At 68.5% G+C, this 21,886-nt stretch carries 22 protein-coding genes; 15 read left to right on the top strand and 7 right to left on the bottom strand.

Annotated elements, in window-relative coordinates:
- Entirely contained in the window at window positions 1-450 is a 450-nt protein-coding gene (locus ACQP06_RS15260; protein WP_379097910.1) for a MarR family winged helix-turn-helix transcriptional regulator, read from the top strand.
- 43 nt (window positions 451-493) lie between these two features.
- Here ACQP06_RS15260 and ACQP06_RS15265 read toward each other — a convergent pair whose 3' ends face one another.
- On the bottom strand, window positions 494-2,449 hold the full coding sequence (locus ACQP06_RS15265) for a gamma-glutamyltransferase family protein (protein WP_433672796.1): 1,956 nt from the start codon (window positions 2,447-2,449) through the stop codon (window positions 494-496).
- Between the two features lie 229 nt (window positions 2,450-2,678).
- Here ACQP06_RS15265 and ACQP06_RS15270 point away from each other — a divergent pair, with 229 nt between their 5' ends.
- Both ACQP06_RS15270 and ACQP06_RS15275 read left to right on the top strand, forming a co-directional pair.
- Window positions 2,679-4,148 (top strand): amino acid permease, encoded by a 1,470-nt coding sequence (locus ACQP06_RS15270; RefSeq protein ID WP_433672797.1) that lies wholly within the window; start codon window positions 2,679-2,681, stop codon window positions 4,146-4,148.
- 296 nt (window positions 4,149-4,444) lie between these two features.
- Window positions 4,445-4,855, top strand: a complete 411-nt coding sequence (locus ACQP06_RS15275; protein WP_433672798.1) for a hypothetical protein — start codon at window positions 4,445-4,447, stop codon at window positions 4,853-4,855.
- A gap of 46 nt (window positions 4,856-4,901) precedes the next feature.
- Here the strand turns inward: ACQP06_RS15275 and ACQP06_RS15280 are convergent, their stop codons facing one another.
- A complete protein-coding gene (locus ACQP06_RS15280; RefSeq protein WP_433672799.1) occupies window positions 4,902-6,566 on the bottom strand; it encodes an FAD-binding dehydrogenase in 1,665 nt (554 codons plus the stop codon).
- Window positions 6,567-6,688: 122 nt separating this feature from the next.
- Between ACQP06_RS15280 and ACQP06_RS15285 the strand changes: the two genes are divergently transcribed.
- Window positions 6,689-7,924 (top strand): winged helix-turn-helix domain-containing protein, encoded by a 1,236-nt coding sequence (locus ACQP06_RS15285; protein WP_433672800.1) that lies wholly within the window; start codon window positions 6,689-6,691, stop codon window positions 7,922-7,924.
- Between the two features lie 30 nt (window positions 7,925-7,954).
- On the opposite strand, the gene ACQP06_RS15290 is transcribed toward ACQP06_RS15285, so the two are convergent.
- Complete coding sequence (locus ACQP06_RS15290; RefSeq protein WP_433672801.1) at window positions 7,955-8,302, bottom strand: hypothetical protein; 348 nt, start codon at window positions 8,300-8,302, stop codon at window positions 7,955-7,957.
- Window positions 8,303-8,420: 118 nt separating this feature from the next.
- On the bottom strand, window positions 8,421-8,633 hold the full coding sequence (locus ACQP06_RS15295; RefSeq protein WP_433672802.1) for a hypothetical protein: 213 nt from the start codon (window positions 8,631-8,633) through the stop codon (window positions 8,421-8,423).
- A 94-nt stretch (window positions 8,634-8,727) separates the two neighbouring features.
- Here ACQP06_RS15295 and uvrC point away from each other — a divergent pair, with 94 nt between their 5' ends.
- The 8 genes from uvrC to ACQP06_RS15335 all read left to right on the top strand — a co-directional run bounded on the left by uvrC (window position 8,728) and on the right by ACQP06_RS15335 (window position 17,685).
- Window positions 8,728-10,725: an excinuclease ABC subunit UvrC gene (gene uvrC / locus ACQP06_RS15300; RefSeq protein WP_433672803.1), complete on the top strand. Its 1,998-nt coding sequence runs from the start codon at window positions 8,728-8,730 to the stop codon at window positions 10,723-10,725.
- A gap of 199 nt (window positions 10,726-10,924) precedes the next feature.
- Window positions 10,925-11,917 carry an RNase adapter RapZ gene (gene rapZ, locus ACQP06_RS15305; RefSeq protein ID WP_433672804.1) on the top strand — a complete coding sequence of 331 codons (993 nt, stop codon included), beginning with the start codon at window positions 10,925-10,927 and terminating at the stop codon, window positions 11,915-11,917.
- Window positions 11,914-12,972, top strand: coding sequence for a gluconeogenesis factor YvcK family protein (locus ACQP06_RS15310; protein ID WP_357286234.1), 1,059 nt, complete (start codon window positions 11,914-11,916; stop codon window positions 12,970-12,972). Before rapZ ends, ACQP06_RS15310 begins: the two co-directional genes overlap by 4 nt.
- Window positions 12,963-13,946, top strand: a complete 984-nt coding sequence (gene whiA, locus ACQP06_RS15315) for a DNA-binding protein WhiA (RefSeq protein ID WP_120736392.1) — start codon at window positions 12,963-12,965, stop codon at window positions 13,944-13,946. Before ACQP06_RS15310 ends, whiA begins: the two co-directional genes overlap by 10 nt.
- Window positions 13,947-14,158: 212 nt before the next feature.
- Window positions 14,159-15,178 carry a type I glyceraldehyde-3-phosphate dehydrogenase gene (gene gap / locus ACQP06_RS15320; RefSeq protein WP_357083207.1) on the top strand — a complete coding sequence of 340 codons (1,020 nt, stop codon included), beginning with the start codon at window positions 14,159-14,161 and terminating at the stop codon, window positions 15,176-15,178.
- 6 nt (window positions 15,179-15,184) lie between these two features.
- On the top strand, window positions 15,185-16,411 hold the full coding sequence (locus ACQP06_RS15325) for a phosphoglycerate kinase (protein WP_433672805.1): 1,227 nt from the start codon (window positions 15,185-15,187) through the stop codon (window positions 16,409-16,411).
- A gap of 3 nt (window positions 16,412-16,414) precedes the next feature.
- Window positions 16,415-17,200 carry a triose-phosphate isomerase gene (gene tpiA, locus ACQP06_RS15330; protein WP_433672806.1) on the top strand — a complete coding sequence of 262 codons (786 nt, stop codon included), beginning with the start codon at window positions 16,415-16,417 and terminating at the stop codon, window positions 17,198-17,200.
- A gap of 56 nt (window positions 17,201-17,256) precedes the next feature.
- Window positions 17,257-17,685, top strand: coding sequence for a nitroreductase/quinone reductase family protein (locus ACQP06_RS15335; RefSeq protein WP_433672807.1), 429 nt, complete (start codon window positions 17,257-17,259; stop codon window positions 17,683-17,685).
- A gap of 46 nt (window positions 17,686-17,731) precedes the next feature.
- On the opposite strand, the gene ACQP06_RS15340 is transcribed toward ACQP06_RS15335, so the two are convergent.
- Complete coding sequence (locus ACQP06_RS15340; protein WP_433672808.1) at window positions 17,732-18,031, bottom strand: hypothetical protein; 300 nt, start codon at window positions 18,029-18,031, stop codon at window positions 17,732-17,734.
- Window positions 18,032-18,262: 231 nt separating this feature from the next.
- Here ACQP06_RS15340 and ACQP06_RS15345 point away from each other — a divergent pair, with 231 nt between their 5' ends.
- Complete coding sequence (locus tag ACQP06_RS15345) at window positions 18,263-18,850, top strand: TetR/AcrR family transcriptional regulator (RefSeq protein WP_433672809.1); 588 nt, start codon at window positions 18,263-18,265, stop codon at window positions 18,848-18,850.
- A 55-nt stretch (window positions 18,851-18,905) separates the two neighbouring features.
- A complete protein-coding gene (gene kstD, locus ACQP06_RS15350) occupies window positions 18,906-20,585 on the top strand; it encodes a 3-oxosteroid 1-dehydrogenase (protein WP_433672810.1) in 1,680 nt (559 codons plus the stop codon).
- Between the two features lie 11 nt (window positions 20,586-20,596).
- Here the strand turns inward: kstD and ACQP06_RS15355 are convergent, their stop codons facing one another.
- Entirely contained in the window at window positions 20,597-21,067 is a 471-nt protein-coding gene (locus tag ACQP06_RS15355; RefSeq protein WP_433672811.1) for an SDR family oxidoreductase, read from the bottom strand.
- Between ACQP06_RS15355 and ACQP06_RS15360 the strand changes: the two genes are divergently transcribed.
- Complete coding sequence (locus tag ACQP06_RS15360; RefSeq protein ID WP_433673547.1) at window positions 21,007-21,327, top strand: hypothetical protein; 321 nt, start codon at window positions 21,007-21,009, stop codon at window positions 21,325-21,327. The two genes, ACQP06_RS15355 and ACQP06_RS15360, sit on opposite strands and share 61 nt — an antisense overlap.
- Before the next feature lie 79 nt (window positions 21,328-21,406).
- Here the strand turns inward: ACQP06_RS15360 and ACQP06_RS15365 are convergent, their stop codons facing one another.
- The gene (locus tag ACQP06_RS15365; protein ID WP_433672812.1) at window positions 21,407-21,817 is read right to left on the bottom strand and encodes a hypothetical protein; all 411 of its coding nucleotides are present in this window, start codon (window positions 21,815-21,817) and stop codon (window positions 21,407-21,409) included.
- Window positions 21,818-21,886 lie beyond the last annotated feature (69 nt).

Consider the following 21,886-nt stretch of genomic DNA (forward strand, 5'->3'; position numbering starts at 1 on the left):
ATGGAATTGACCAAGCCCACCGAATTGCTCGAGTTCGAGACCATGCTGTTCGGCCGGTACAGCCTGATTCCGCGCAAAGGAGACAACGGCCTCGACCGCAGCGCCTATCTGCTGCTCAGTCTGCTGCGCGGGGAGGGGCCGATGTCGATCGGTCAGCTCAGTGACACGCTGGGGCTGGACGCGTCCACCCTCAATCGGCAGACCGCCGCGCTCCTGCGCGCGGACCTGGCCGAACGCATCCCCGACCCCGACGGCGGCATCGCCCGCAAGTTCCGGGTCACCGCCGAAGGGGCCGCCCGGCTCGATGCCGAACGGGCGCAGAGCCTTCGGCATCTCGACGAGATCCTGGCAGGCTGGTCCGACGAGGACGTGTCAGCGCTCGCGTCGTTGCTGGCCCGATTCAACGCCGATATCGAGAGCTACCGCGGTAAGCACTGGCCCCGTTCGTGAGGCTCGACCCGTCCGGCTCGCGGTCGGGCACGCCTGAGGCGGCCTAGCGCGGGCCGCCGAGCACCGCGCCCTCGCGGCGGGGATCCGCGCCGCCGATCCAGCCGTCGCCGTCGCGCGCCAGCGCCGAGAGTCCGCTCGATTGCGGCGCCACCGACACCTGATCGCCGGACGCGCGCAGCTTCTGGACCAGGACGTCGTGGTCGCCATTGTCGGTGGCGTTCACCGCCGGATGCTCGCCGCCCACGTTCGTGGTGGGCGTATTGGCCGCGCCGAAGTCGATCATCGACACCGCCTGCTGCGGATTCAGCCCCCAATCCAGCATGGCGACCAGGGTTTTCACCACGAACTGGATGATCACCGCCCCGCCCGGCGACCCGGTGACATGGCTGAGCGCGCCGCGGCTGCCGTCGGGATTGCGGTCGAACACCAGGGTCGGGGCCATGGAGCTGCGCGGCCGCTTGCCCGCGTCGATGCGGTTGGCGACCGGCGCGCCGTCCTTGTCCCGGGGTTCGGCGGAGAAGTCGGTGAGCTGGTTGTTGAGAATGAACCCGTCCACGAAATGGAAGGACCCGAAAGCGGATTCGACCGTGGTGGTCATGGAGGCCGCGTTGCCGTACTTGTCGACGATCGAGATGTGGCTGGTGCCGTGCTCGGGCTGCTGCGGACCGTTGCCGACCGGGACCGGCCCGAAGTCGCCCGGCTGGGCGGTGCCCAGGCTCTTGCTCGGGTTGATGAGCGCGGCCCGCTGCTTCAGATAGTTCGGGTCCAGCAGGGTCTGCGGTGAATTGCCCGGCAGCGGAACGAAATCCGAGTCGGCGATGTACTTGTCACGGTCGGCGTAGGCCAGTCGCTCGGCCTCGGCGATCAGGTGCACGGCCTCGGCGGTGGGCTTGCCGCCGTCGCGCGCGGCGGTGCTGTCACCGGACACGTCGGTCGGTTTCATCGCGGCCAGATCGAAATTCGACAGGATGCCCAGCGCCGCCTCGACGGTGATGCCGCCCGAGGAGGGATTCGGCATGCCGCAGATCTCGTGGGTGCGATAGGGCGAGCACACCGCGGTGCGCTTCTTGGCTTGGTACGACGACAGATCCGCGAGCGCCAGCTGTCCCGGGGTGCGGCCGCCGGCGGTGGTGGCGGTGGTGTCGACGATGTCGGCGGCGATGGCCCCGGTGTAGAAGGCGTTCGCGCCGTCGGCGGCGATGGCCGAGAGGGTCTTGGCGAAGGCCGGATTCACCAGCGTGGTGCCGGCCTGCTTCGGATTGCCGTCGGGGAGCAGGAAATACGCGCGGGCGGCGTCGTCGCGGGCCAGGTCCGCCGTGGACGCCGCGATCTGGGTGGCCATGCGCGGGGAGATCTTGAAGCCGTCGTCGGCGAGGTTCACCGCGGGGGTGAACAGGTCGCGCCAGGGTTGCTTGCCGTGCTCGGTGTGCGCGAGTTCCAGCATGCGCAGCACGCCCGGCACGCCGATCGAGCGTCCGCTGGCGCGCGCGTTGGGTTGCGGCACAGTGTGATCGGTGGGGCTGATGTAGCGCAGGTAGTCCTCGGTGGCGGCCTTGGGCGCGGTCTCGCGGCCGTCGTAGGCGTCGACACTCTTGGTCGCGGCGTCGTAGTACATGAGGAACGCCCCGCCGCCGATGCCGGTGGCCTGCGGCTCCACCAGGTTCAGCACGGTCTGCGCCACGATCAGCGCGTCCGCGGCGGTGCCGCCGTCGCGCAGCACCCGGCAGGCGGCCTCGGTGGCGACGGGATTGGCGGTGGAGACCGCGAATCCGCCGGTGCGCACCGGCGTCATGCCGGTGCGGTAGCCGGTGGCGACCTCCGGATGCAGCGCCAGATTCGTCGAGCTCGGCCCGGCCGGAACACCGGAGGTGACCGGAGTTCCGTTGGGGGACACCGTGCACGACGCACTCTCGTTCGTCGACGACGAACAGGCGGTGAGCATTCCGATCGACAGCAGCAGGGCGGCAGCGCCGCTCCCGGTTCGTCGCAAGCGCCTCATGACCGGACTCTAGCCCCGTGAGCGTGCGGGGGCGGCGGTTTGACCGGTCCGCTCACCTATGGATCATCAGCATTTCCAGGGCAATCGCCGATGAATCGGCTCGAATCGCTGCTAGAACAGCTGGAGGCGGCGGCGCTGACCCGGCCCGGAGCGCCGAAACGGCTCTCAGCAAACGACAGGGTACTCTCGGACGGCCTCGTTTCACGATAGCGGAGGGTTAACCCGGCGTATGACCGAGATCCGGACAACTGCCACCAGCCTCAATGCCGAGGACAGCGGCTACCACAAGGCCCTGAAACCCCGGCAATTGCAGATGATCGCCATCGGTGGCGCCATCGGCACCGGCCTGTTCCTGGGCGCCGGCGGTCGCCTCGCCAATGCCGGGCCGTCGCTGTTCCTGGTGTACCTGATCTGTGGCGCATTCGTCTTCTTCATCCTGCGCGCCCTGGGCGAACTGGTGCTGCACCGCCCGTCCTCGGGCTCGTTCGTCTCCTATGCGCGCGAATTCTTCGGTGAGAAGGCCGCATTCGTGGCCGGGTGGATGTACTTCCTGAACTGGTCCATGACCGGCATCGTCGATACCACCGCGGTCGCCACCTATCTGCACTACTGGGGTCCCTTCCAGCCGGTCGCGCAATGGCTGCTGGCGCTGGGCGCGCTCGTCATCGTGCTCGGCATCAATCTGGCGTCGGTGAAGTGGTTCGGCGAGATGGAATTCTGGGCCGCCATGATCAAGGTGCTCGCCCTGGTCACCTTCCTGGTGGTCGGCACTGTCTTCTTCGCGGGGCGGTTCGAGGTGGACGGCCAGGCCACCGGCTTCGGCATGATCTCCGCCGCGGGCGGCTGGTTCCCGACCGGCGTGCTGCCGCTGGTCACCGTCACCTCGGGCGTGGTGTTCGCCTATGCCGCGGTGGAAATGGTCGGCATCGCGGCGGGCGAGACCGAGAACCCGGCGAAGATCATGCCGCGCGCCATCAATTCGGTCATCCTGCGTATCGCGCTGTTCTATTGCGGCTCGGTGATTCTGCTGGCATTGCTGCTGCCCTACACCGCCTACAAGGCGGGGGAGAGTCCGTTCGTCACCTTCTTCGCCAAACTCGGTGTCGCGCACATGGGCTCGATCATGAATTTCGTGGTGCTCACCGCGGCCTTGTCGAGTTTGAACGCGGGCCTGTATTCGACCGGCCGAATTCTGCGTTCGATGGCGATGAACGGCAGCGCGCCGAAATTCACCGCGCGCATGTCGAGTGCGGGTGTGCCCTACGGCGGAATTCTGCTCACCAGCGCTATCGCATTGTTCGGTATCTGGCTGAATTACATTGTGCCGTCGCAGGCGTTCGAAATCGTGCTGAATGTTGCCTCGCTGGGCATTCTGGCGTCCTGGGCGACCATCGTGCTGTGCCAGTTGAAGCTGTTCTACCTGGCCAAGCAGGGCCTGGCCGAGCGGCCCGCGTTCCGGATGTTCGGCGCCCCCTACACCGGGATCGCGACGCTGGTGTTCCTGGGATTGGTGCTGATCCTGATGGCTTTCGACCGGCCGGTCGGTACGTGGACGGTGGCCAGCCTGGTGATCATCGTGCCCGCGCTCGCCATCGGGTGGCGGATCGCCAGCCCGCGGGTGCTGGCCATCGCCAGGATGCGCGAGGGTTACACCGGGGAATTCCCGGTCATTCCACCGATCCCCATGGACGACAAGTAGTATCGGACCTGGTGTTATCGACGGCCGCACGCGAAATTGCGTGCGGCCGTTATGTGTTCGAGATCACTGTGTGCATATGCCGGCTATCCGCTGTGGCCATGGTCATAACTTCGTCAACGAGATTGTCCGGACTCTGAACATTTGGTTAGCGTCAGGTTCGGCGGGTTCGCAGGGGGCGCGCCACCAGGGGTTACTCGACGAGGAGTGCTGTGAGTTCGTACTCGGCTGTTGCCGACGAGGTGGAAATGACACCGGTAGCCACGGAAAACGGCGTTCCAGCCACATTTTTCGAGCGGGTGATCGACGGCGTGCGGGGGCTGCGCCGCGAGAGCGCGGACGCCGAGGTGCCCGCCAAGGTTCGGGAGACCCAGGTCGCCGCGCTCGGCGCGACCGGTCTGGCCGTGCTGCACAGCCTGCTGTCCATCCCGGCCGGCTTCGACAGCGTGGCGGGCAGCATCGGCCACTTCTTCGCCGCCTGGGTCACCGGCGGTGTGGCCCTGTTGTTCGGTCTGCGGTCGCGCTGGATCTGGGTGACCGCGCTGGGCGTGTCCAGCCTGCAGGTCTTCCTGGGTGTGTTCACCCTGATGTCGGCCGAAATGCCCACGGGCGTCGGACCGTTCACCGTGCTCGGCGGCATCATGGTCTCGGGCATCGTGCTGGCGCTGCTGCTGCGCCGCGACTGCTACCGCTGGTTCGCCGTCGACTGACGACGGTCGCCGCCCACCGGAATCCGGTGGGCGGCAACCGAAGTCGTCACTTCGGGGTGCGGCCCAGGGCCCGTCCCGCGGCCCGGCCGGAGAAGATGCAGCCGCCCAGGAAGGTGCCTTCCAGCGCGTTGTAGCCGTGCACGCCGCCGCCGCCGAAACCGGCGACCTCGCCCGCGGCGTACAGCCCCGGGAACGGAGTGCCGTCGGGGCGGATGACCTGCGAGTCCAGATTGGTCTGCAAACCGCCCAGGGTCTTGCGGGTGAGGATATTGAGCCGCACGCCGATCAACGGCCCGTGCGCCGGATCGAGGATCTTGTGCGGCGTGGCCACCCGGCCGAGCTTGTCACCCAGGTAGCGTCGCGCGTTGTTGACGGCCATGAGCTGGGCGTCCTTGCTGAACTTGTGCTCGACGTCCCGGTCGCGCGCCACGATCTGACGTTCGATGTCGGCCGCGTCCAGCTGCGGGCCGCGCGAGATCTTGTTCATCCCCGCGATCAGTTCGGGCAGCGTGTCCGCGACCACGAAGTCCACGCCGTGCTGCTTGAACGCCTCCACCGGACCCGGCGCGCCCTTGGCCACCCGGCTCTTGAGCGTGAGCTTGAGGTCCTTGCCGGTGATATCGGGATTCTGCTCCGAGCCCGAGAGCGCGAACTCCTTCTCGATGATCGACTGGGTCAGGATGAACCACGAGTAGTCGTGGCCGGTGGCCAGGATCTGCTTCATGGTGGCATTGGTGTCGAAACCCGGGAAAGCCGGTGCGGTCATGCGCTTTCCATTGGCGTCGAACCACAGCGACGACGGCCCGGGGATGATGCGGATGGCGTGATCGGGCCACACCGGATCCCAGTTGTGGATGCCCTCGGTGTAGTGCCACATGCGATCCCGGTTCACGATCCGCCCGCCCGCGGCCTCGGTGATGCCGAGCATGCGGCCGTCGACGTACGCCGGGACGCCCGCGATCATGTGCTCCGGGCACGGCCCGAGCCGCTCGGTGGGCCAATTGCGCCGCACCAGTTCGTGATTGTGGCCGATGCCGCCGGAGGAGACGATCACCGCGGCCGCGCGCAGATCGAACTCGCCGGTCACGGTGCGTGAGGACGCGACGCCGCGCTCCTCGGTGGAGGCCTCCAGCACGCTGCCGCGCACGCCGGTGACGGCGTCGTCCTCCACGATCAGCTCGTCCACGCGATGCCGGAACGCGAATCCGACCTGCCCGCGCCGCTCGGCCTCGAGCACGGGTTCGAGGAATACCCGCACGACTTCGGGTCCGGTGCCCCAGGTGAGGTGGAAGCGCGGCACCGAATTGCCGTGCCCGTCGGCGGATTCGCCGCCGCGTTCGGCCCAGCCGACCAGCGGCGTCACCCGCAGTCCGAGATCGTGCAGGTACTGGCGCTTCTCGGTGGCCGCGAACTCCACGTAGGCGCGCGCCCACTGTCGCGCCCAGTGGTCCTCGTCCTCGCGGTCGAAGCCGGCCGAGCCGAGCCAGTCCTGCATGGCCAGCTCGAGGCTGTCCTTGACGCCGAGCCGCCGCTGTTCGGGGCTGTCCACGAAGAACAGTCCGCCCAGCGACCAGAACGCCTGCCCGCCCAGGTTGGCGCGGTTCTCCTGATCCAGAATCAGGACTCGCTTACCCGCCTTGACCAGCTCGTGCGTGGCGACGAGACCGGCCAGACCGGCCCCGACCACGATGACATCCGGGTTCTCGATCATGCCCATTTCCTTGGTGTCGAAGTTCGATACACGAATGTATCCAACGAGGTCGCTGCTGTACAGGGGCTCGATACAGTCGTGTATCGAGCCGGGTTGTCGGTGGGTCGTGGCATGGTTCGAGTGTGCCGACATCGCCGACCGGATCCCTGTCACTCGCGGCGGCGCGCCGCATCGCACTCGCGGCCCAGGGGTTCGGGTCCGCCCGGCCCAGCGCGCCGCCCACCCGGCGCACGGTCATGAAGGTCCTCGACAGCACCCGGCTGCTCCAGCTGGACTCGGTGTCGGCGGTGGTGCGGGCGCACTACGCGCCGGTGTTCAGCCGCATCGGGGCCTACGACCGGACCCTGCTCGACGATGCCGCGTGGGGGCACAGCACGCGCAAGCCGCGGCAGCTGATCGAGTACTGGGCGCACGAGGCGGCGCTGATCCCGGTGCGGGACTGGCCGCTGATGCGCTGGCGCATGGTGCAGTACCGGCACGGTCGCTGGAACGGGATGCGGCAAGTGCTGGAACGCAATCCGGGCCTGGCCGACGATGTGCTCGGCGTGGTCAAGGAGTACGGCCCCAGCACGGCCGGGGAGATCGAACGGCACCTGGAGCTGGATCGGCCACGGGCCAAGGACAATTGGGGCTGGAACTACAGCGACACCAAGGTGGTGTGCGAGGCGCTGTTCGCGGCCGGGGAGCTGACCGTGCCCCGCCGGGTCGGCTTCCAGCGGCACTACGACCTCGCGGCGAACGTCCTGCCCGCCGAGGTGGTTTCCCGCGAACCGGACGAGGCGGACGCGATCCGCGAACTGGTGCGCCGCGCCGCCCGGGCGCACGGCGTGGGCACCGAGACCGATCTGCGCGACTACTACCGGCTCACCCGCCGCCAGACCGAACCCGCCATCGCCGATCTGCTCGATGCCGGGGAATTGGAGCAGGTCACCGTGCAGGGCTGGGACAAGCCCGCCTACCTGCACACCGAGGCCCGTACGCCCCGCCGCGTCTCCGGCGCGGCCCTGCTGTGCCCCTTCGATCCGCTGATCTTCTTCCGCGATCGCACCGAGCGGCTGTTCGACTTCCACTACCGGATCGAGATCTACACGCCGGAACACAAACGGGTGCACGGCTATTACGTCTTCCCGTTCCTGCTCGACGGCGAACTCGTCGCGCGGGTCGACCTGCGCGCCGAGCGCGCGAGCGGGCGGCTGCTGGTGCCGGGCGCGTTCGCCGAGCCGGGACGCGATCACGCCCGGATCGCGGGGGCGCTGGCTTCCGCGCTGCGGGAGATGGCGGACTGGCTGGAACTGGACACCGTGGAAGTGGGCGAAAAGGGCGATCTCGCACCGTGTTTGCGGCGCGAGATCGCGTAGCTCTCCGGGGACGCCCGGATCACCGATGGTTCAGAAGGGGCCGTCGGTCCAGGCGTTGAGCACGATGCCGTTCTTGCCCTCACCCCGGCATTCGATGGTCATGGGGATGAGCGGGCGCGGCGAGTCGCCCACGATGTAGGTGGGGGACTGGTAGCCGTTGCCGACCTGTCGGGCGCCCAGGCACTGCACCACCGCGGCGTACCAGGTGTCCGCGGGGCAGGTGAAGGTGGCGGTGTCGAGCGTCCGGTCGATACGGCAGGGCGAATCGGCGTGGGCGGCCGGAGCCGACACCGCGATCAGGCCCGCCGCGCCGATGCCGAGTGCGGAACCGATCGCGAGGGACCGGCGGCGCGGGTGGAGATGGTGATGGTTCGTCATCGAACAAACTCCCTCGTATGCGGACAGATCAAGCGAAACAGTTCATCCATACTGACTCGCGAGACCCACCGCACCGCCGAAACTCGCGGAGATCGATGTTCCGGCGTGGCGCGCTCGGTCAGGCGGCCTGCATGCCGACCGGGGAGTTCAGCACCGCCCCACCGCAGAACAGGGAGGGTGACCGGTACCCGGCGAGCACCCCGGACACCACGATCGACGCGTCGCCGGACTCGGCCGTGGCGGGCACGGACACCGCCACCAGGGCGGCCGCGGCCAGGCAGACCGCGCCCACGATGCCGAGCGAGCGGCGGCGAGTACGCAGACGGATCATGTGGGGTTCCCTCTCCTGATGAATGATCTTGTCCATACTTCGTCGCCGAGAGCGCCGCGGATGGGGTGTCGGAGGCACTGACTAACCTGGACTCGTGGCAGATCCCGCGACCTACCGGCCCGCCCCGGGCACCATCCCCGTCGAACCGGGCGTCTACAAGTTCCGGGACAAGTTCGGCCAGGTCATCTATGTCGGCAAGGCGAAAAGCCTGCGCCAGCGGCTGAACTCGTACTTCGCCGATGTGGCCGGGCTGCATCCGCGCACCCGCCAGATGGTGACCACCGCCGCCGGCGTCGAGTGGACCGTGGTGTCCACCGAGGTGGAAGCGCTGCAGCTGGAATACAACTGGATCAAGGAATTCGATCCGCGCTTCAATGTCCGCTACCGCGACGACAAGTCGTACCCGGTGCTGGCGGTCAGCCTGGACGAGGAATACCCGCGCGTCTTCGTCTACCGCGGCGCGCGCAAGAAGGGCGTTCGGTACTTCGGTCCGTACGCCCACGCCTGGGCCATCCGCGAGACCCTGGACCTGCTGCTGCGGGTGTTCCCGGTGCGCACCTGCTCGGCCGGAGTCTTCAAGCGGCACAGCCAGATCGGGCGGCCCTGCCTGCTGGGCTACATCGACAAGTGCTCCGCGCCGTGCATCGGCCGGGTGAGCGCGGCCGAGCACCGCGACATCGTGGACGACTTCTGCGACTTCCTCTCCGGCAAGACCGACCGCCTGGTCAAGCAGCTGGAACGCCGCATGCACGAGGCCGCCGACGAGCTCGACTTCGAGAACGCCGCCCGGCTGCGCGACGACGTGCAGGCGCTCAAGCGCGCGCTCGAGAAGCAGGCGGTGGTGCTGGGCACCGGCACCGACGCCGATGTCATCGACTTCGCCGTCGACGAGCTCGAGGCCGCGGTCCAGATCTTCCACGTCCGCGACGGCCGGGTGCGCGGCCAGCGCGGCTGGGTGGTCGACAAGTCCGGCGACGCCATCGACGCCGCGGCGGCCGGGGGCGAGCTGCCCGCGTTGGTCGAGCAGTTCCTGACCCAGTTCTACGGCGAGCAGACCGCGGTCGCCGCGCAGAGCGGTGACCAGCAACCGGGCGCGGTGGTTCCCCGGGAAGTGCTGGTCCCGGCCCTGCCCAACGATCACGAGCAGGTGCAGCAGTGGCTGTCGGGGCTGCGCGGGTCGGCGGTGCAGCTGCGGGTGCCTCAGCGCGGGGACAAGAAGGCCCTGGCCGAGACGGTGCAGCGCAATGCGCAGGAAGCCCTCGCCCAGCACAAGCTCAAACGCGCCGGCGACCTGACCGCGCGGTCGGCGGCGCTGCAGGAACTCCAGGACACCCTGGATCTGGACAGCGCGCCGCTGCGCATCGAGTGCGTGGACATCTCCCATGTGCAGGGCACCGACGTGGTGGCCTCGCTGGTGGTGTTCGAGGACGGGCTGGCCCGCAAGTCCGAGTACCGGCACTACACGATCAAGGAGGCCGCCGGGGAGGGCCGCTCCGACGACGTCGGCAGCATCGCCGAGGTGACCCGCCGTCGCTTCGGGAAGCTGCGCCGCGAACTCGACGCCGCCGAGGCCGCCGAGCTCGAATCCGATTCCGAGGCAACCGAACCCGGGCTGCCCGGCATCGACCCGAAGACCGGCAAGCCGCGCCGCTTTTCCTATCCGCCCAACCTGTACGTGGTGGACGGCGGTGCGCCGCAGGTGAACGCGGCCGCGGAGGTGCTCGACGAGCTGGGCATCACCGATGTCGCGGTGATCGGCCTGGCCAAGCGCCTGGAAGAGGTGTGGGTGCCCAACGAGCCGGACCCGGTGATCATGCCGCGCACCAGTGAGGCGCTGTATCTGCTGCAGCGGGTGCGCGACGAGGCGCACCGCTTCGCCATCACCTTCCACCGCTCCAAGCGGTCGCGGCGGATGACGGCGTCGGCGCTGGATTCGGTGCCGGGGTTGGGGTCGACTCGTAAGACCGCGCTGGTGACGCATTTCGGATCGGTCGCCAAGCTCAAGGAGGCTACGGTGGAGCAGATCACCGAGGTCCCGGGCATCGGAGTGGCGACGGCCAGGGCGGTCCTGGACGCGTTGCGTCAGCAGTAGAGCGTCGGCGTTTCGCGGCGCGCCGGACGGGGACCCACCGGGTAGAGTGCGACACGCCGAACGGGAAATTTGCGACACGCCGTGTGTGCTGGTCGGGAGCGGAAATCACAGCTGTGTTGCGCTCCCGCCGCTCGCCTGCCGGGTTCGCGGGCGTCGGTGCAGGATGATCGAGGGAACTCCAGACACGAACCGGTAGGACATGACGCGCGTCGAAGACAGCACAGCTACTGCCGAGAACAACCCGGCAACCGAATCAGGCGAGTCCCAGCCGAATCCCCGTAAGGGGCGGCCCGGTTCCGAACCCGCTCCGGTCGAGGTGGTCATCGTGACCGGCCTGTCCGGCGCCGGCCGCGGCACCGCGGGCAAGGTGCTCGAGGACCTGGGGTACTACGTCGCCGACAATCTGCCACCCGAACTGATCGGCCGCATGGTCGATCTGGGCCGCGCCGCCGAACCGCCGATCCGCAAACTCGCGCTGGTCATGGACGTGCGCAACCGCTTCTTCACGGGGAATCTGTCCGCGGTGGTCGAACAGTTGCGGTCCGCGGGCGTGCGGACCCGCATCCTGTTCCTCGAGGCCTCCGACGACGTGCTGATCCGCCGTTTCGGCTTCGCGCGCCGCCGCCATCCGCTCCAGAGCGAGAGCGCCGACGGCACCCTGACCGCCGGCATCGCCGCCGAACGCCGCCGCCTGGACCCGGTGAAGACCGCCGCGGACGTCGTCATCGACACCACCGCGCTGTCGATCCACCAGTTGCACCGCAAGCTCGAGGAGGTCTACGGCGGTGACGCCGCCAGCGTATTGCAGTTGACCGTGCAATCGTTCGGGTTCAAGTACGGAGTCCCGCTCGACGCCGACATGGTGTTCGATTTGCGTTTCCTGCCGAATCCACATTGGATTCCCGAACTCCGCGAAAAAACCGGGCAGGACGCCCCGGTCAGCGAGTATGTGTTGTCGCGCCCGGGTGCACAGGACTACCTGGGCACCGCGCACCATCTCGTCGACCTGACGACCGAGGGCTACCGCCAAGAGGGGAAGCGATACATGACCGTGGCAGTGGGCTGCACCGGCGGTAAACACCGCAGTGTGGCGATAGCGGAGGCGCTGGGTGACGCGTTGGCGGGCCATGCGGCGGACAGCGATTCGGGTGACGTCGTGCGCGTGGTCCACCGAGATCTGGGGCGGGAATGAGTGAGAGCACTTCCGGCCGTACCGCCAATCCCGCCTTCGTGGCGCTCGGCGGTGGGCACGGGCTGTATGCGACGCTGACCGCCGTGCGGCGGCTCACGCGCAAGATCACCGCGGTGGTCACCGTCGCCGACGACGGCGGCTCCTCGGGCCGCTTGCGCGCGGAGCTGGGCATGCTGCCGCCGGGCGATCTCCGAATGGCATTGGTGGCCTTGGCCGAAGAGGCCGACGGGCACTGGGCGCGAACTTTGCAACATCGCTTCGGCGGGACCGGCGCGCTGGCCGGGCACTCGGTCGGCAACCTGATTCTGGCGGGCCTGACCGAGGAGCTGGGCGACCCCGTCGCGGCCCTCGACGAGGCCGGAAAGATTCTGCGGGTCACCGGAAGAGTGCTACCCATGTCGCCGATCGCGCTGACCATCGAGGCGGATGTCTCTGGGCTGGAAGGCGATCCGCGGGTGAGTCGCTGCATCCGCGGTCAGGTGGCGGTGGCGACCACGCCGGGCAAGGTGCGCCGGGTGCGGCTGATCCCCTCGGATCCGCCCGCCTGCCCCGAGGCGACCTCGGCGATCGAGCACGCGGACGTGGTGGTGCTGGGCCCCGGGAGCTGGTTCACGAGCGTCATTCCGCATGTGCTGGTGCCGGATTTGCACGAAGCGCTGCTGCATACGCGGGCGCGGAAAGTGCTGGTGCTCAACCTCGCTGCCGAACCGGGCGAAACGGCCGGATTCTCCGCGGAACGGCACCTGCATGTATTGTCCCAGCACGCACCGGATTTCACAGTCGACCATGTTCTGGTGGACTCCGGTTCCGTACCCGAGGGTAGGGAACGCGAACATCTGGCAAGAGCTGCCGAACAGCTGCGTGCGCGAGTAACCTTCGCTGATGTCGCCGAGGCGGGGACGGACCGGCACCACCCCGGAAAGCTTGCCGCCGCACTGGATCAGGTGATCCGGCAACCTCGGCCGGAATCAGCAGGGCTTCGAGTCGAAGGACGGCATATGGGCCAACGTGTGCGGTCCGGGTTGGGTGGAAAGGAGCGCGTCTCGTGGCGATGACAGCGGAAGTGAAGGACGAGCTGAGCCGGCTCTCTGTATCACAGGTGAGCTCGCGCAAAGCGGAATTGTCCGCGCTACTGCGGTTCGCCGGTGGATTGCACATCGTCGGCGGTCGGGTGATCGTCGAAGCCGAAGTGGATATGGGTTCCATAGCGCGTCGGCTGCGTCGAGAGATCTTCGAGCTGTACGGATACGGCTCGGACGTGCATGTCCTCGGCGCCGGAGGGCTCCGGAAAACCTCCCGGTATGTAGTGCGAGTTTCCAAGGAAGGCGAGGCGCTGGCGCGCCAGACCGGTTTGCTCGACGTGCGCGGCCGGCCGGTCCGGGGCCTGCCCGCGCAGGTCGTGGGCGGCAGCATCGGCGACGCCGAAGCGGCTTGGCGCGGGGCGTTTCTCGCGCACGGCTCGCTCACCGAGCCGGGCCGGTCCTCGGCGCTCGAGGTGAGCTGCCCCGGGCCGGAGGCGGCGCTCGCGCTCGTCGGCGCGGCCCGGCGCATGGGCATCTCGGCCAAGGCGCGCGAGGTGCGCGGCACCGATCGCGTCGTGGTGCGCGACGGTGAGGCCATCGGCGCCCTGCTCACCCGCATGGGTGCGCAGGACACGCGGCTCACCTGGGAGGAGCGGCGCATGCGCCGCGAGGTCCGGGCGACCGCGAACCGGCTGGCCAATTTCGACGACGCGAACCTGCGTCGGTCGGCGCGCGCGGCCGTGGCCGCCGCGGCCCGGGTGGAGCGGGCGCTCGAAATACTGAGCGACGATGTTCCCGACCACCTGGCCGCCGCGGGCAAGCTGCGGGTGCTGCACCGGCAGGCCTCGCTCGAGGAGCTGGGCCAGCTGGCGGATCCGCCCATGACGAAAGACGCTGTCGCGGGCCGGATCCGGCGGCTGCTGTCGATGGCGGACCGGCGCGCCAAGGAACTCGGCGTGCCCGACACCGAAAGTGCCGTCACCGCAGAGCTGCTCGAAGAGGCATGATTCCGCTGCGGTGCCGCCTAAACTGAGGCCAACCGCACGGTGATTCCGTCCGGAAGCGTCGCAACCCCAACGGTTGCGGCGCTTCCGGTCGTCTGTGACGTATGTGAACGTTTCGGTAGTTCACCGTGGCGGGGGTGTGTCCGTGATGTTTCCGTTACAAGGCTAGGGTTAGCCCTGCAACGGAAACGATCCGCAAAGCTGAGGAGCGAAACGTGACTGTCCGGGTAGGTATCAACGGCTTCGGCCGCATCGGGCGAAACTTCTTCCGAGCCGTCGAGGCGCAGAAGGCCCTCGGCACCACCGACATCGAGATCGTGGCGGTCAATGACCTGACCGACAACAAGTCGCTGGCGACGCTGCTGAAGTACGACTCGATCCTCGGTCGCCTGCCGCAGGACGTTTCCCTGGACGGCGACGAGACCATCGTCGTGGGCGACCAGCGCATCACCGCACTGGCCATCAAGGAGGGCCCCGCCGCCCTCCCGTGGGGCGACCTGGGTGTCGACGTGGTCGTCGAGTCCACCGGTATCTTCACCGACGCCACCAAGGCCAAGGGCCACCTGGCCGCCGGCGCCAAGAAGGTCATCATCTCCGCGCCCGCCAAGGGCGAGGACATCACCATCGTGATGGGCGTCAACGACGACAAGTACGACGGTTCGCAGAACATCATCTCGAACGCGTCCTGCACCACCAACTGCCTGGGCCCGATCGCCAAGGTGCTCAACGACTCCTTCGGCATCGAGCGTGGTCTGATGACCACCGTGCACGCCTACACCCAGGACCAGAACCTGCAGGACGGCCCGCACTCGGATCTGCGTCGCGCCCGCGCCGCCGCCCTGAACATCGTGCCCACCGGCACCGGCGCCGCGAAGGCCATCGGCCTGGTGCTGCCCGAGCTGCTCGGCAAGCTGAACGGTTACGCGCTGCGCGTGCCGGTTCCGACCGGTTCGCTCACCGACCTGACCGTCGACCTGGCGCGCGCCGCCTCGGTCGAGGAGATCAACGCCGCCATGAAGGCCGCCGCTGACGGCCCGATGAAGGGCATCCTGAAGTACAACGTCGACCCGATCGTCTCCTCCGACATCGTGACCGACCCGCACTCCTCCATCTACGACGCGCCGCTGACCCAGGTCATCGACAACCAGGTCAAGGTCGCCTCGTGGTACGACAACGAGTGGGGCTACTCCAACCGTCTCGCCGACCTCGTCGGCCTCGTCGGCAAGTCCCTCTAAGCGCCGATGACGATCAAGACTCTCCAGGATCTGCTGAACGAGGGCGTCGAGGGCCGGGGCGTGCTGGTGCGCTCGGACCTGAACGTGCCGCTCGACAACGGCGTCATCACCGACCCGGGCCGCATCATCGCGTCCGCGCCGACCATCAAGGCGCTGGCCGAGGCCGGCGCCAAGGTCGTGGTGACCGCGCATCTGGGCCGCCCCAAGGGCGAGCCGGACCCGAAGTTCTCCCTCGCCCCGGTCGCCGCGCGACTGGCCGAGGAGCTGGGCCGCAATGTCCAGCTGGCCGGTGACGTGGTGGGCCAGGACGCGCTCGCCCGTTCCGAGGGCCTCACCGACGGTGATGTCATGCTGCTCGAGAACATCCGTTTCGACGCGCGTGAGACCAGCAAGGACGAGGCCGAGCGCACCAAGCTCGCCAACGCCCTGGTCGAACTGGTCGGCGACGATGGCGCTTTCGTGTCCGACGGTTTCGGTGTGGTGCACCGCAAGCAGGCGTCGGTCTACGACGTGGCCAAGCTGCTTCCGCACTACGCGGGCACGCTGGTCGCGGCCGAGACCGAGGTGCTGAAGAAGCTCACCGAGGACCCGGCCCGCCCGTACGCGGTGGTGCTCGGCGGCTCCAAGGTCTCCGACAAGCTGGCGGTCATCGAGGCGCTCGCGCCGAAGGTCGACACGCTGGTCATCGGCGGCGGCATGTGCTTCACCTTCCTTGCCGCACAGGGCCTTTCGGTGGGCACCTCGCTGCTGCAGGAAGAGATGATCGACACCTGCAAGGACCTGCTCGACAAGTACGCCGACGTCATCCACCTGCCGGTGGACATCGTGGTGGCCGACAAGTTCGCCGCGGACGCGGAGTCGAAGACGGTGCCCGCCCACGAGATTCCGGACGGTTGGATGGGTCTGGACATCGGCCCCGACTCGGCCGCCCGCTTCGGCGCGCTGCTGACCGAGGCCAAGACGGTGTTCTGGAACGGCCCGATGGGCGTGTTCGAGTTCGAGAAGTTCGCGGCCGGTACCCGGGGTGTCGCCGAGGCGATCGCCACGGCCACCTCGAAGGGCGCGTTCACGGTCGTCGGCGGTGGCGACTCCGCCGCGGCGGTGCGCACCCTGGGTCTGCCCGACGACGGTTTCTCGCACATCTCCACCGGTGGCGGTGCGTCGCTGGAATACCTGGAGGGCAAGGAACTCCCCGGTCTCGCTGTGCTCGAAGAAACACAGTTGGAGGACTGAGCCATGGCACGTAAGCCTTTGATCGCCGGCAACTGGAAGATGAACCTCAACCACCTCGAGGCCATCGCTCTGGTGCAGAAGATCGCGTTCGCGTTGCCGGAGAAGTACTTCGACAAGGTCGACGTCACGGTGATCCCGCCGTTCGTGGACCTGCGCAGCGTGCAGACGCTGGTCGAGGGCGACCGTCTCCTGATCACCTACGGTGCCCAGGACGTGTCGACCCACGACGAGGGCGCCTACACCGGCGAGATCAGCGGTTCCATGCTCGCGAAGCTGGGCTGCACCTTCGTCGTGGTGGGTCACTCCGAGCGGCGTCAGTACCACACCGAGGACGACGCCACCGTGCTGGCCAAGGCCAAGCAGGCGCTGAAGTACGGCATCACGCCGATCGTCTGCATCGGTGAGGGCCTGGGCGTCCGCGAGTCCAAGACCCACGTGGAGTACAACCTCGAGCAGCTGCGCGGTTCGCTCAAGGGCCTGACGGCGGAGGAGATCTCCAAGGTCGTCATCGCCTACGAGCCGGTCTGGGCCATCGGCACCGGCAAGGTCGCCACCCCGGCCGACGCGCAGGAAGTCTGCGGCGCCATCCGCAAGGAGCTCGCCGAACTGGCGAATCCCGAAGTGGCCGCGGGCGTCCGCGTCCTCTACGGCGGCTCGGTCAACGCCAAGAACGTCGGCGAACTGGTCGGCCAGGCCGACATCGACGGCGCTCTGGTGGGCGGCGCGTCGCTGAAGGGTGACGAGTTCGCCACCCTCTCGGCCATCGCCGCCGGCGGTCCGCTGCCGTAACGGTTTCCGTCGCACAGGGCCGGGCATCCCACGGATGCCCGGCCCTTGTCGGCAGAATGGCCGGTATGAGCGACTGGAATACGAACATCATCAACGAGTTCCGGGCCAATGAGGGCCGGGTGGGCGGTCCCTTCGAGGGCGCGCCGATGATCCTGATGCACCACCGCGGGCGCAAGAGCGGTCGTGAGCTGGTCACGCCGACCATGTACATGGCCGATGAGCAGGACCCCGCCGTGGTCTACGTGTTCGCCTCCAAGGCGGGCGCGCCGACGAATCCGGACTGGTACTACAACCTGGTCACCGCCGGGAAGGCCGTGGCCGAGATCGGCACCGAGACCTACCCGGTCGTCGTCACCGAGGTGACCGGCGCGGACCGTGACCGGATCTTCGCCGAGCAGGCCCGGCGGTATCCGGGATTCGCGGAGTACGCGGAGAAAACGGCTGGGATCCGGACTATTCCGGTGCTCGCGCTGCGTCGCGTCTGAGGTCGGCGGACCGGTGGGGCCCGGCCTCGGGTGAGGCCGGGGCCGGTCAGTGCTCGTCGTAGTGCCCCTCGTGCGGCGCGTGGCGGTGCCCGTCGTGGATGTAGTCGACGTGGTCGCCGTGGGGCACCGCGGCATGGCCGCAGCCCTCGCCGTGGACGTGTTCGTGATTGTCGTGCGCGGTGTGGCCGGACGGTTCGCACTCGTCGTAGTGGTCGCCGTGGGCTCGGTGCAGATGCCCGTCGTGCACGTAGTCGGTGTGGCCGTCGTGTGGAACGGCGACATGTCCGCAACCTTCGCCGTGGACGTGCTCGTGTCCGGCGTGCGGGGCGTGCGATTCGGTACTCATGGCGTGGATTCCTTCCTTGTACAGGATGTTCCTCTCCGGGCATGCTTCATCCACTCATCATTATGTGCGCATCGGTCGTATTCATCGGGCTTGGGTGAAGACCTCAATGTGGAATCGGCAATGTCATGGCGAACTGTGTATTCGTCGTCGGCCGCGCTAGATGACTGCGACTCCACTCTTGACAGTGACTGTCATAGGGGGAGATCCTGTCGTCAGGCGAAGGAGGCATGGATGTCATTGCGGGAACGGCAGCGGCGGCAGATCCGCAGGGAGATTCAGCGGGCGGCGTACGAGTTGTTCGCGGCGACGGGGTTCGGGGAGGTGACGACCGAGCAGATCGCGGCCGCGGCGGGGGTTTCGGCGAGCACGTATTTCCGGCACGTGCGCAGCAAGGAGGACCTGCTGCTCGACCCCGTGCGTGAAGGTGGTGCCGGGATCGTGGCGCTGCTGGAGGAGCGGAACTCGGGGGAATCGGCGGATGTGGCGCTGGCGCAGGCGATTCTGACTCGGTCCACGACCCTCGCCGCGCAGGACCTGGAGCAGTGGCGGGCGGCGTTCCAGACCGCGCCGCATCTGCTGGAACGGGTCGCGCTGATCACTCCGGAACATCGGACTCGGTTGGTCGAGCTGGTCGCGGAGCGGATGGGGCGGGACGCGGGTCAGGACAGCACGCCGGGCCTGCTGGTGCATCTCATGCTGGCGGCGGCGGAGTTCGGATATCTGCAGTGGCTGCGGAATTCGGCGCATCCGGAGATGTCGCTGGCGGTGTGCGTCGAGGGCGCGCTCGACGCCGTGACGGGGGAGCGCTGGCGCGGCTGAAAAGCCTTGGCGTGTCGGTGAACAGCTTCGAACAGAACAATCAGGGTGAGGAACAATGCAGGACGACAAAGCGACCGGCCAGAACTTCGATGTGATCGTGGTGGGATCCGGTGCGGCGGGTATGGCGGCGGCGCTGACCGCCGCGAAGCACGGGCTGTCGACGGTGATCGTCGAGAAGGCGGCCCACTGGGGCGGATCGACGGCGAGATCCGGCGGCGGCGTGTGGATTCCGGGCAACACGGCACTGCGACGATCCGCTCCGGCCGATGATCTCGAGGCCGCGCGGGTCTATCTGAAGGACATCATCGGTCCGGGCGTGCTGCCCGAACGCATCGACACCTTCCTGGACCGCGGCGCGGAGGCGTTCGACTTCCTTGCCGCGCACTCGCCGCTGCGCATGCGGTGGGTGCCCGGCTACTCCGACTACTACCCGGAGGCCCCCGGCGGCCGCTCGCACGGCCGATCGGTCGAGCCCGCCCCGTACAACGCCACCGGGCTCGGTGCCGAATTGTCCACCCTGGAACCGGATTACGTGCGCGCCCCGAAGAACGTCGTCATCACCCAGGCCGAGTTCCGGCAGCTGCACCTGGGCCTGCGCAACCCGCGCAGCCCGCTGACCGGCGCTCGCGTCGCGGGCCGCTGGCTGGCGGCGACCGTGCTGCGCCGCCGGGTCCTCGCCCGCGGCCAGGCCCTCAGCGCCATGCTGCGCGCCGGTCTGCTGGCGGCGAACGTCCCGCTGTGGCTGGAGACGCCGCTGCTCGACCTGCGCACCGAGGACGGCCGGGTCACCGGCGTGGTGGTGCGCCGCGACGGCCACGAGCTGGTGCTCACCGCCCGCCGCGGCGTGATCATCGCGGCCGGCGGTTTCGAGCACAACGAGGCCATGCGCAAGCAGTACCAGCGCGAACCCATCGGCACCGACTGGACCGTCGGCGCGAAGGCCAATACCGGCGACGGGATCCGGGCGGGCGAGAATGCCGGTGGCGCCGTCGAATTCATGGCCGACGCCTGGTGGGGTCCGTCCATCCCGCTGCCCCGCCTGCCCTGGTTCTGCCTGGCCGAACGCAATCTGCCCGGCAGCATCGTGGTCAACGACCGCGGCGAGCGGTTCATGAACGAGTGCCTGCCCTACGTGGAGGCCACCCACGAGATGTACGGCGGCGAGTACGGCCAGGGCGCGGGCCCGGGTGAGAACCTGCCCGCCTGGCTGATCTTCGACCAGCGCTACCGCAACCGCTACCAGTTCGCGGGCGTCCCGCCCCGGCAGTCGCTGCCGGGCCGCTGGTTCAAGTCGGGCGCGCTGACCCGTGCCGACTCGCTCCCCGAACTCGCCGAGAAGATCGGCATCCCGGTCGAGAACCTCCGCGCCACGGTGACCCGATTCAACGAATTCGCCGCCATCGGAACCGATCCCGACTTCGGTCGTGGCAACAGCGCCTACGACAACTACTACGGCGACCCGCGCAACCGCCCGAACCCGAACCTCGGCGCACTGGAGACCGGCCCGTACTACGCCGCCAAACTGGTCCCCGGCGACCTCGGCACCAAGGGCGGCCTGAGCGCCGACACCGACGGCCGGGTCCTGCGCGCGGACGGTTCGGTGATCGAGGGCCTGTACGCGGCGGGCAATGCCAGCGCGCCCGTCATGGGCCACACCTACGCCGGTCCCGGCGCGACCATCGGCCCCGCCATCGTCTACGGCTACCTCGCGGCCCTGCACGCCGCTGGCAAGTAGCGGCTTCGGTGTCAGGCCAGCACCGCGCCGCCGTCGAGCGTGAGCACTGCGGCGGTGGCGTGGGGCTGGCCGATCAGGAAGACGAAAGCCCGCGCGATGTCGTCGGCTTCGGCGATGCGGCGCAACGGCGTCGCCGCGGCACTGTCGGCGTAGAACTGTTCGCGCAGGTCATCCGGGAAATTCCAGAGCGGGGAGCGGACCACCCCGGGCATGACCGCGTTCACCCGGATCGGGGCGAGCTCCACCGCGAGCGCGCGGGTCAGCGCCTCGATCGCACCGCACATACTCGACGGGACAGCGGAACCCGGCACCGGGGGTCGGCGGCACGGCCGGATTCCGTCCGGCCGCCCGGCGGATCGCCCAACGCTGGGCCCGTCAGGGTGAATCCACCGGCGCGGGACTGGGTTTCGACACCGGCGTCGTGGTGACCGCGGTGGACCGGCAGGCCGAGATCGAAGCCGCCGCCGTGGTCGGCACCCCATTGCTCACGGTCACCGAACCCACCGAGACCGCTACCGCGGCCACCTTCGGCCACACCGCGATCCTGGCGGGCCGCCCCGGCAATGTGGCCGCCCTGACCGAGGCGGGCCGATTGTTCGGCCGCATAGCGCATCTCGTCGACTCGGTCGAGGATCTGCCCGATGACGTGGCCCGCGGCAAATGGAATCCGCTGGTGGCCACGGGTTCCGATGTCGCCGAGGCGCACCGGCTGTGCGTTGTGGTGGGGCTGTTGCTGCTGTGAGGAGACCTGCTGCGATTGCTGAGGTCGACGCGGGTGCGGTGAGCCGCCCCCACCGGGTGGGCGGCTCACCTCTCGCGTATCAGTGCGACGAGCCCGAGGCGGAGCCGGTCGGGAGGAAGCCGCCGATGCTGCCGGTGCTGAAGTTCGAGGAGCCGGACACGGTGGTGGTGGTGTTCAGGGTCCAGGTGCCGCAGCCGCTGGTGAAGAAGCCGACGTCGGTGGACTTGATCTCGACCGTGGCGTTGCCGCCGACGGCGCCGCCCGCCTCGATGGTGCCGCCGGTGCCACCGGCGAGCGAGGACAGGCGCGCCCAGGCGCACAGCTGGGTCGCGGTCGTGGTCTTATAGATGCCGGGCTGAATGTCGATGCCGACCTTGAAGGTGGAGTCGGAGCCGATGACGGTGGCCAGCGACGCCTCCGCGGTGCCCGCGCCGGCGAGCAGGGCGGCGGCGGTGAGCGCCAGGCCGTTGGCCCAGAGTGCCTTGTTCATGGTGAAATCCTCAGTGTGTGAAACGAGAGCGTTTCGCAGGTTAATGGGTTTCCCATTCGCCGGGAGGGT

The organism is Nocardia sp. CA-136227 (assembly GCF_050955695.1).
Taxonomy (GTDB): domain Bacteria; phylum Actinomycetota; class Actinomycetes; order Mycobacteriales; family Mycobacteriaceae; genus Nocardia.